Source organism: Serratia sp. CY31944 (genome assembly GCF_052169175.1).
GTDB lineage: Bacteria > Pseudomonadota > Gammaproteobacteria > Enterobacterales > Enterobacteriaceae > Serratia > Serratia sarumanii.
In genome coordinates, this window is sequence record NZ_JBJNLG010000039.1 from 1 (window position 1) to 9,132 (window position 9,132).

Genomic DNA, 9,132 nt, shown 5'->3' on the forward strand with positions numbered 1-9,132 from the left:
CAATATAACCGCTAATTGCAGAAAGAAATCCATGATAGATACGCCTTAATAATGTTGAACTTAACTGCGTTCAGTTTCCGGCGGCGGTTACAACAGAAAGTTGTTTTAAATCTAAAGGCCAAAACGTCCATCCATCGTCCAAAAATGGCGTAATCAGGCCCCAAAAATCTTGTTACTGCATCACGTATAGCAGCTTGATCTGGTTTATCAAAATTTAGGACAAGATCAAATCGACGCCAGAGCGCTGGATCTATCAGTTCTGCATGGTTAGTAGCAGCAAGAAGTAGGCTCGATGACGGCCATTCATCAACCTCTTGTAAAATAACAGTCACTAGGCGTTTAAGTTCACCTACATCTGAATCATCGCTACGTTTTTTTGCAATTGCATCTATTTCATCCAAAAGTAATACGCATGGACCTTTTTTCGCAAAATCCAGAGCCGCTCGTAAGTTATTACCACTTTTGCCTAAGTAACTACTCATCACCGCTGTCAGGTCAAGCACATAGAAAGGAACACCTAATTTCTGCGCAAGCCAACTAGCCGTAAGGGTTTTACCAACACCAGGAGGACCTACAAAGATTGCAGAGCGAGTCGGCATTAGACCTAGATCCTCAAGTTTCTTAATGCTTTTGCGCTCAAGGATGAGTTGATCCAATGCATCTTCGATACTGCTTGTTAGCATCGGTTTGGAAATCTGCGCCTTATCTGATGGAGCTTTCAACAAGGTCAATCTAGAATCTTCGTCAACAGGCATAGTCTGCGGCGCTAGATCCGGGGTGTTAGCTTTTCTCAAACCTTGGGTAGGTTTCTGTGGTTTGCTTCGTAAATACAAATCCAATTGTTCGGAAAGAGCTGGCATAGACTCACGGTACTTACGAACCAAGCGTGCGACATAGAGGCGCACGTCATCATACTGTTCAGTGATCACCAGTCTGACTAACTGGGCTAAATCTGACTGAATTCCGCTCAACTCGCCCATTGTTTTTGTAACCTCTTGTTTTTCATCTAAATTAAAATTGTCGTTTGTGGACTACTTATAGTATTGCATTTTTTTTCATAGTGGGAAAGAAAAATACTATATGTAATTACAGTGCTGGCCTGAGGCAGGCTGACATCATTGTTCGTGACAATACCGATGATTTTTCAGTGCAAAAACCCGACTCATAATGGCGCTTCGTTTTTCCGCGTAGCTGGCTGGGGCTTCGCGGATGACTCCATCGGCGCCAGCCCGCCAGCGCTTGCTGTTCAGCGACAACTCATCACCGCTGGCAAGCTTTTTCGCTTCCAGCTCGGTCAGCGCCAGGCCGATCGAGGCCGCGAAATCGGTTATCTCCTCGACGTTCAGCGCCAGTTTTCCAACAGGCTGGCGTGCCGCAGGCTGCTTACTTCGCGTTTTTTTCACTTCTGCTATCAGGTATTCGTTGAAGGCCCGCCGTTCCCGGCGCGTCATCCCCTCAAAATCACCCCCAGGCGTCCAGTTGGCGCGGTCATTTGCATCTATATCTGTGGGCAAAAGGCCGGAGCTACTGCCCTGTCTGTCTTCCTCCTGCTGCGTTCCGCGTACAGTTATTGACAGAACTCCGAGGGGCGGCGCTGCCGCCTGAAGGTCAACGGCCGAACCCGGATCGGCGCTGGCCGGGACAATCTTGTAGGTGTTCAGGCGGGTGTAAATCATCGGCTGCGTCCTGGCGAACGGCGAGTAAACGCCGGCGATCTTGCTGATGTCGTCGCCGTAATCGTTGCCGTTCTCTGTGATGTCGTAGCCTATCCGCACGCGGATGTGACGGCGCTCGACTAACGGGCCGCCCTGGGCGTCGGTATACCCGGCCCAGTCGCCGGCATCTGCCGCGATGTGCGCGGGCGAGATCTCCGGGTGCAGGAACAGGTCGCGATCGCGCAGCCGGCGCAGCTCGCGGTATACCGTAACCGGGGCGCCGCCAATCTGCTGAAACTGACGAATACGCCAACGCGACGCCCAGGCGTTCACGCGCTTGGCGATATCCTTCAGCGGTTCGCCGGTGTCGTGATCCAGCTCGTCGTCCAGGGCGTACCCATCAATATTTTTCGAGATGTATTTCGCGATGTAGCCAGTGGCAGAACCGAATTGCTCATCCATCGGTGTAACGCTGAAACGGTATTCGGCGGCACCTGGCTCATCACCATCAACCTGCAGCGCATAGCGCCGGAAGATGTCGCGCGCCTGCTCGATGTGTTCAGGCTTGAGGAACAGCAACAAATGCCAGTGCGGGGTTTCGTCGTGGTGTGGCTCGGTGACGCGGAAGCCGAACACGCGAATGCCGGCGCGCTTCCACGACGCCCTCACCTTTGACCATACCTTGCATAGATAGCGCTGGGTTTCGCGCGGGCTGGCGCCGCGGTATTTGTTATTGCGGCGTCCGGTCTTGCTTTGCATAGCGTGGTACTTCGACGGCGCCGTCAGGGTGTAAAACTCGCCAGCAAGATTGCGGGCCTTCGCCAAATCTTCAAAGCCGCGCATGCGGTTCATCAGCTCAGCGCGGCGCACTGCCGGATTGGCGACGCTGCCGTCCACCTTATCGACCAGCGAAACGCGTTCGCCGGTGTCCACGTCTTCGAGTTCCCGCGACTTCAAAAACTCGCGGTTGGCCTTCTTCTGGGCGTGCCATTCTTTCAGGCATGGATCGCTGCAGTAGGGCGTTGCCTTATCGCTGACGTAGCCCGCGGCGATCATGAGGTGCTCGCGCCACTGGTCATGGAGGCGGCGCAAACGGCGCAACCACCATGCCGGTGATTCGAGGCGCGCGACGGCGCGCGTTGCATCTTCCGCGCTCAACTGCCCGCTGCAATATTGCTGCCAGCCCGGAGCGAACATATTCAGGCTCTGGGTTAAATACCCGATGCGGCCATAGGCATAGATCACGGCAAAGGCCAGATCGTCAGCTGCGGCGGCCCAGTAATCGCAGAGGCGAACAAACTCGCCCGTCATGCAATCGGCCAGCCTGTGAGCCAGGCGCTTGAGGTCTTTTTTCCCGCTGTATGGGATGCGGAAGAAATCATCGCGGAAGGCGATCAGCGCCGGCGGCACCTGGCCGATCTGGTACTGTTCGTTGACTGCATCGATGCGCGGCAGGACGTGGCGCTCAAAGGTATTGACCAGCCAGCCGTTGGCGGCCTTCATTCCTTTGCCTTGCTCGAGGCTATTCAGACGCAGGGTGTAATAGCGTCGGACATACTGGGGAAGAGCGGCCAGCCGCCGGCGCAGGCGGCGCGGCGCGGGATCGGCAACGCGGGACTGACCGGCGATATCAAACAGAGGAATGCGCACCGGCTCGCCGGCGTGGTTGGTGGTACCGAATAACTGGATCGATGCCGGTTCGTCGGCGCGCTCGGTAACGATGGCGTCGCGCTTGGCGTTCCATGAATATGCGTATTCAAAAGCAACCGCGCCGCTGCCCGGATAGGGTAGCGGCGGGGATGGCTGGCGTCGTCCGCGTGAGTTATTCGTCACTCGGAGTTACCTGTACCTATCTTTTGATACCAGCCGATACCGGTGTCTTGTGATCTCATGGTTGCGATGATCTCGCCAGCGTCTGCTCGGCTGGCAGCTTTGGCGCTGACAGAGCGGCGGGCGGTGATCGAGGTGATAGCGAAATCGGCGTACAGTGCTTTGGCTGCGTCCGTCTCGCTGTTCGACGCCACGACGTGGCGGCCGCGCTTAGCGGCAATGCGCAGCATGCGTGCCAGCTTTTGCTGCTGCTCGTTGGTAAAACCGTCGGTGTGATAGTTGGTGAAGTTGGCGGTGGTGCTGGCTGGAATGTAAGGCGGATCGCAATAAATTACGTCGCCGGCCTGGGCCATTCTGATCGCTTCCGGGAAGGTACAGCACAGGAAAATCGCTTTCTTTGCCTGCGCCTTTTCCGCGAAGGCTCTGATCTCGTCTTCTGGAAAGTAGGGCGCCTTTCGATGACCGAACGGTGAATTGAACTCGCCGCGCAGGTTGTAGCGGCATACACCGTTGAAGGTGTGGCGGTTCAGGTAAAGGAACTGCGCGGCGCGATAGATGAAATTGCTGTCACAGCGCAGATTAAAGTCAGCACGCACGGCGTAATAGCCCGCTTGCTCCGGATGTGTGTTGAACAGGTAACGCGCCTCGCGGATTAGCACTTCAGGGTGGTTTTTGGCGACGTTGTGGAAGTTGATCAGATCGCTGTTGATATCGCACAGCAGATAACTGTCGTAGTCGGTATTGAGGAATACCGCACCGGAGCCGACGAACGGCTCAACCAGCCGTTTCCCTTCCGGCAGATGCTGGCGCAGTGTGTTGATGATACGGGCTTTGCTGCCGAGCCATTTAAGGGCGGGCTTGTTCATGGGTTACCTCTGATATGTCGAGCTTTGGCTTCATGGATTTCCTGGCAGGTAACGCAGCGCGTTACGCCATGAACGAGAGCGCGGCGTGTTTCTGGTATCGGTGCATCGCAGGTTTCGCAAGTGAACGCAGAAGGCCCACATGGCTGTGGACGAGCGCTGGCGATTTGAGACTCAAGAACCAGTTGATGCTGCTCCTGAGCTATATCGATTTGATCGGCCATTGTTGTTCCTGGTCGTAATTGCGTTGTTCTGGCGGCAAACACTGCCGATTGAATGCACGGCAAAATTTGCAATAGCGGTAGATAACCCAGCCCACCAATCCCATGGAGATAACCGCCCAAACAGCAGCGAGTGAGAAGAAGAACGTCATAATTGCGTTGTCTCCGGCTTGGTTTCGTTGGCGGAGGGGCGGCGAAGGTTGATCCAGTCTTTTAGCGCACTGAATACCTGGTCGCGGGAGGTTTTATCGGCCGCAAGGCGATCAAGTTTGCTCTCTAACAGCTCAAGTAATTGCAACCGTTCAGAACTGCGCGCATTCATAAAAGCTGTGTGTAATTCGTCATCGTGCATAACCCCTCCTGAATTTAGGGTGTGAGAATCCCGCCACCGTGAAGCGACATTTTGTAGAGAACGTTATTTTTATATTTCAGTGAGCACGCTAATTACTCACTGGAATATATGCCGGTTTTTAACCATGCCGGCTCATGGGAAGGGCAATCTATTTATCTGCTCTATTGCAGCCCATGCTTTTATAAGGACGCGACCAGATTTTAGTGATTGCCCTGAACGCTCCGGGATTACGCGCCCGGCCGCGTTGTGGTATCTTCGCCATGCCCACCAGGTTCTGGCAGGAACATGGGCATGACAACCACCCACCACAAGAAGGAGCCTCTATGGGCGACAATGACAATTCGCAATCTCGCGATAAATCCGATGACTTCCACGTGTTGCATAAACCTGAGCCACCGGAGGATGATGACGAGGAGTAAATCTTTATGGCACAACAACCGACTGAATATACTTTGCGTTTCCGCATTTGGTACGGCTATTGGCTGGAGGTGATGACAGCAACCATTAACCGCAGAATTGATCTTACGGCTAATGCTGTGATGCTTATTCTTGGCGCTGGTATTTTTGCTAACAGCGCGCTCAGTCAGTTGTTTGGCGCTATAGTCGCAATTATTAGTGGTATTCGAGTTGCCTTTCAGCATGGAAAGAAATCCGAAGCTGCGCGTCAGCAGGCTAAGCGATATCTTTCGCTTATTAACGAAATGCATAACCTCAGTGTTGATGAGATGAACGCACGCGTTAATATGCTCGAAGAGTTTGACAGTAATGCTCTCTCCAGCCTTTTTAACCCGGCAAGAAATCGAGCTATGATTTCGCTTGGTAAAAAGAAGCATCATGAAAAACTCTCCATTGTTGAACGTCTCGTTTCTGCTCTTGCTGGCGGCGTACCGCGTTAAATCTTTCCCCATTTGAGAGCGCACCCCGTGACGCCAATCACCCACCGTTAATGGAAGGGATGCACTCTCAGATGGGCCGGGTTAACCCGGCTCATGCAGATAATCCAGGTTGCGGAATATCGCCGTTGTTGCAGCGCATGATCAGGCGATCGATAACGGCGGCAGCCGGGCCATCGCCAGCGGCTTCTGCGGTGCTCAGTAAACCGGTCAGGCCAATGCACAGGCGGAAAGCGTAATCGTTCAGTGATACCTGGCGAACCTCTGGCGCGGTGGCGGTCGCCATCTGCAAGTTGGCCGTTTTGGTGTGGTAGTGCTGCAGGAGTTCCTCAATGAGGATCTTGTAAGGCTGTTTCATTTTCTTCCCCGAGCTTTGACCATGTTGTCGACTGTGCGCATGGCTTCCGCCAATGCGAAATCACGACCGAAATAATCCCCGTTGCTCATCAGCTGGTAGGCCGTGCGGTTCGTTTCGCTATGGCGCGGGCACTTATGGATAGTGAACCCGCGGTAGACGAACGTGTGCTTCGAGAGCTGGATTAGGGCACGCGGTTGCATCTCCGTCATGAGCGACCTCCTCAAGAGCCCATATGCGCGACAAACTTCTCCGCGTGACGTTTGGCATTCAGGTAGATGGCGTAAAGATTGACCCGGCGCTTGGCGCCTGGACGAGCTTGTAAAATCGGTAGGGCACCGGTGTCTGCCTGAGTGCGGATCGTTTGCGGATTCTTACCAATGCGGCGTGCGTAATCAGAGATCGACTCTTCTAACAGATCACCAAATGGGTAATCTGCAGGTAATTGATTTTCCCTCACTCCAATCACCTTTTTTTGTCGGTTTTTGTTCATAGTGGTACCCTTTAAGATCACGCAGATTTAAGTCATTAAGGTCACTTTAACGTGACCTTTTCGAAAGGATAGTCATTTGGACGTGACCATGTCAAGCGATTACGCGCAAAAATTGAAATCGATCAGAAGGGCTGAGGGGCTAACTCAGAAGGCTTTTTCTGATTTGGTCGGGGTTCCGCTTGGTTCGATAAAGAACTATGAGACGGGACAGACGGAGGCAGGCTTAAAAACAATCGAGCTTGTGGTTAACAATCCGCAGTTAAAAAAATACACGATGTGGCTGATGACAGGGGATGTCGCGCCGGAAATCGGACAGATCTCTCCTGCTCTCTCCCCTGATGGGCACGACAGCACATCCAGCCGCCAAAAAGGCCAGAAGGCTGGTTAATCGCCTGGAACATCATGAATTCTTGGGGGAAAGGCGGAATTTGTGTGGAAAAAAGTTTTTGGATGGATACGCAATAATAAACTTAGATTGAAATAATTAAGTTAGGTGATAATTGAAATGAAAAAAATAATATCTCTGGTCTTATTTAGTTCTTTTGTTGGCTTTTCACATGCAGGAACGAACATTTCGGAGCAACTGGCACAGTGCCAGAAAGTTACTGGTGACAGTGAACGCCTCCAGTGCTTTGATAAGCTCGGAAAGTTAAAGGCTGAGGACAAAACAGAAAGCTCAGAACCTCAGTCAGCGGGTAAATGGGAGACAAGAAGCGAAAAATCGCCAATCGATGATTCAAGCAATGAGTTCGTCTATTTGTCCGCGGAAAATCAGATTCGAGGACAATTTGGTGGATCAATTACTCCTTTCTTGTTCATCACATGCCGAGAGAAAAAAACTGAGCTTTTTATCAATTGGGAGACATTCCTGGGGATTGATGGTACGCGTGTTCTTACTCGTATTGATTCCCAAAAAGCAGTCAATCGCACCTGGCAGATCTCCACTGACAATAAGGCCACCTTCTATAGCGGACAGACAATCTCTTTCATCAAAGAACTGATGAAAAGTAAAAAAATGTTTGTGCAAATAACACCTTATGGAGAAAACCCTGCACAGACTACTTTTGATTTGTCTGGTTTGTCGACAGCTATCAAGCCGTTACGTGAAGCCTGTAAGTGGTAAGGGCAACGAATGAGCATTAAATCTCTTGGTGCTGATGGCTACATGGTAGATGTGCGCCCTCAAGGAAGAGAAGGGAAGCGTGTTCGCAAAAAGTTTAAGACGAAATCTGAAGCGCAGCAGTTTGAGCGTTGGATTATCGCGACGCAGAATAACAAAGAGTGGCTTGATAAGCCTGCTGATCATCGACCATTAACCGACCTGATCGACCTGTGGTGGAACCATCACGGCCAGCACTTGAAAGACGGAGTGAAGAGGGCGCAGAAATTGCGCGTCATGGCGGAGAAAATGGGGCAACCCAAAGCCAGCCAGATCACCCGCACTTTCTTCGCTGACTACCGGGCGCTGCGATTTGCCGAAGGCAAGAAGGCCAAGACGGTCAACCTTGACCAGGAAATGCTGGGCGGCGTGTTCTCTGTTCTCATTGAGCTGGGGCATTACCACGGCGAGCACCCGCTCAAGGCCATGAAGAAAATGAAGTTGCCGGCGCAGGAAATGGGCTTTCTTACCCAGGCCGAGATCGTGGCACTGCAGGAACGGCTCGACGGTGATCACCTGAAAGCTGTCCGTCTTTGCCTGGCGACGGGCGCCCGTTGGGGTGAAGTGGCGAAGCTGCGAAAGGAAGAGGTGATCGGTAACAAGGTCACCTATCTGAACACCAAGAACAACAAGAACAGGACGGTGCCGATCTCGCCCGAACTCTGCAAAGAGATCACCAGCGGCGTGAAGTCGGGGCCGCTGTTCAAGGATCTGAATTATCCCTATGTCCGACTGTGCGTGAAGGAAGTTGCTCCCGGCCTGCCGGCGGGACAAGCGGTGCATGTGCTGCGGCATACGTTCGCCAGTCATTTCATGATGAATGGCGGCAACATTCTGGCACTGCAGCGGATTTTAGGGCACTCAAGTATTTTACAAACAATGGTCTATGCGCACTTTGCGCCGGATTATCTGGAAGATGCGGTTAGATTTAACCCTATAAGTAAAACTATTAACTGATTTTTGGGATGCTATTCATGTTTAATAATTATTTCTTCGATCTCTCACGGACTGAGTTTTTACTCAGTAACCCTTTGAAAGAAAATTCGTCGTTTTTGCCTGTGACGGTCATATTCGCCATTATTTTATTTATTGTAAAAGAGGTTGTTGAAGCAGTTAAAAAATACCGTGCAAATAAAAGAAAACTCATTGCCATGAAGAACATAATTTCACGTGAGTGCGAAAGGAATCTATGGACTATAAAATCTTTGAAGAGGGTGCTTGATAAGATTAATAGCCTATATAAAGAAGGGAATGAGGTTGATGTTTCCTTTGTAATGCATGATCCTAGTTGTTATTTTATTTATTCTAATG

At 51.7% G+C, this 9,132-nt stretch carries 14 protein-coding genes; 6 read left to right on the top strand and 8 right to left on the bottom strand.

What is annotated here, in order from left to right:
* Window positions 1-11: 11 nt before the first annotated feature.
* The 4 genes from ACJ8IN_RS24370 to ACJ8IN_RS24385 all read right to left on the bottom strand — a co-directional run bounded on the left by ACJ8IN_RS24370 (window position 12) and on the right by ACJ8IN_RS24385 (window position 4,572).
* A complete protein-coding gene (locus ACJ8IN_RS24370) occupies window positions 12-980 on the bottom strand; it encodes an AAA family ATPase (protein ID WP_442519554.1) in 969 nt (322 codons plus the stop codon).
* Between the two features lie 135 nt (window positions 981-1,115).
* Window positions 1,116-3,488, bottom strand: a complete 2,373-nt coding sequence (locus ACJ8IN_RS24375; RefSeq protein ID WP_308325651.1) for a replication endonuclease — start codon at window positions 3,486-3,488, stop codon at window positions 1,116-1,118.
* Window positions 3,485-4,351 carry a Dam family site-specific DNA-(adenine-N6)-methyltransferase gene (locus tag ACJ8IN_RS24380; protein WP_308325652.1) on the bottom strand — a complete coding sequence of 289 codons (867 nt, stop codon included), beginning with the start codon at window positions 4,349-4,351 and terminating at the stop codon, window positions 3,485-3,487. The genes ACJ8IN_RS24375 and ACJ8IN_RS24380 overlap by 4 nt, the downstream gene beginning before the upstream one ends.
* Window positions 4,348-4,572 carry a TraR/DksA family transcriptional regulator gene (locus ACJ8IN_RS24385; protein ID WP_308325653.1) on the bottom strand — a complete coding sequence of 75 codons (225 nt, stop codon included), beginning with the start codon at window positions 4,570-4,572 and terminating at the stop codon, window positions 4,348-4,350. Before ACJ8IN_RS24385 ends, ACJ8IN_RS24380 begins: the two co-directional genes overlap by 4 nt.
* On the opposite strand from ACJ8IN_RS24385, the gene ACJ8IN_RS24390 reads away from it, so the two are divergent.
* Window positions 4,491-4,706, top strand: coding sequence for a hypothetical protein (locus tag ACJ8IN_RS24390; protein WP_308326163.1), 216 nt, complete (start codon window positions 4,491-4,493; stop codon window positions 4,704-4,706). The genes ACJ8IN_RS24385 and ACJ8IN_RS24390 overlap by 82 nt on opposite strands.
* An 11-nt stretch (window positions 4,707-4,717) precedes the next feature.
* On the opposite strand, the gene ACJ8IN_RS24395 is transcribed toward ACJ8IN_RS24390, so the two are convergent.
* A complete protein-coding gene (locus ACJ8IN_RS24395) occupies window positions 4,718-4,921 on the bottom strand; it encodes a hypothetical protein (RefSeq protein WP_197845756.1) in 204 nt (67 codons plus the stop codon).
* Between the two features lie 425 nt (window positions 4,922-5,346).
* Between ACJ8IN_RS24395 and ACJ8IN_RS24400 the strand changes: the two genes are divergently transcribed.
* On the top strand, window positions 5,347-5,817 hold the full coding sequence (locus ACJ8IN_RS24400; RefSeq protein WP_197845755.1) for a hypothetical protein: 471 nt from the start codon (window positions 5,347-5,349) through the stop codon (window positions 5,815-5,817).
* 91 nt (window positions 5,818-5,908) lie between these two features.
* Here the strand turns inward: ACJ8IN_RS24400 and ACJ8IN_RS24405 are convergent, their stop codons facing one another.
* Genes ACJ8IN_RS24405 through ACJ8IN_RS24415 form a run of 3 tightly spaced genes read right to left on the bottom strand, consistent with a single transcriptional unit; the run spans window position 5,909 to window position 6,662 of the window.
* Window positions 5,909-6,172 (bottom strand): hypothetical protein, encoded by a 264-nt coding sequence (locus ACJ8IN_RS24405; protein ID WP_048233408.1) that lies wholly within the window; start codon window positions 6,170-6,172, stop codon window positions 5,909-5,911.
* The gene (locus tag ACJ8IN_RS24410) at window positions 6,169-6,381 is read right to left on the bottom strand and encodes a DUF4761 family protein (RefSeq protein ID WP_048233410.1); all 213 of its coding nucleotides are present in this window, start codon (window positions 6,379-6,381) and stop codon (window positions 6,169-6,171) included. Before ACJ8IN_RS24410 ends, ACJ8IN_RS24405 begins: the two co-directional genes overlap by 4 nt.
* Window positions 6,382-6,392: 11 nt before the next feature.
* Window positions 6,393-6,662 carry a hypothetical protein gene (locus tag ACJ8IN_RS24415; protein WP_048233866.1) on the bottom strand — a complete coding sequence of 90 codons (270 nt, stop codon included), beginning with the start codon at window positions 6,660-6,662 and terminating at the stop codon, window positions 6,393-6,395.
* Window positions 6,663-6,750: 88 nt separating this feature from the next.
* Between ACJ8IN_RS24415 and ACJ8IN_RS24420 the strand changes: the two genes are divergently transcribed.
* From ACJ8IN_RS24420 to ACJ8IN_RS24435, 4 genes are all read left to right on the top strand, one after another.
* Window positions 6,751-7,050, top strand: a complete 300-nt coding sequence (locus ACJ8IN_RS24420; RefSeq protein WP_308325654.1) for a helix-turn-helix domain-containing protein — start codon at window positions 6,751-6,753, stop codon at window positions 7,048-7,050.
* Between the two features lie 117 nt (window positions 7,051-7,167).
* Complete coding sequence (locus tag ACJ8IN_RS24425) at window positions 7,168-7,785, top strand: type VI secretion system-associated protein TagO (RefSeq protein WP_115115918.1); 618 nt, start codon at window positions 7,168-7,170, stop codon at window positions 7,783-7,785.
* A gap of 9 nt (window positions 7,786-7,794) precedes the next feature.
* Complete coding sequence (locus tag ACJ8IN_RS24430; RefSeq protein WP_089191538.1) at window positions 7,795-8,778, top strand: phage integrase; 984 nt, start codon at window positions 7,795-7,797, stop codon at window positions 8,776-8,778.
* Between the two features lie 17 nt (window positions 8,779-8,795).
* Window positions 8,796-9,132 (top strand): hypothetical protein (locus ACJ8IN_RS24435; protein ID WP_442519555.1); only part of this gene is annotated, 337 nt, incomplete at its 3' end.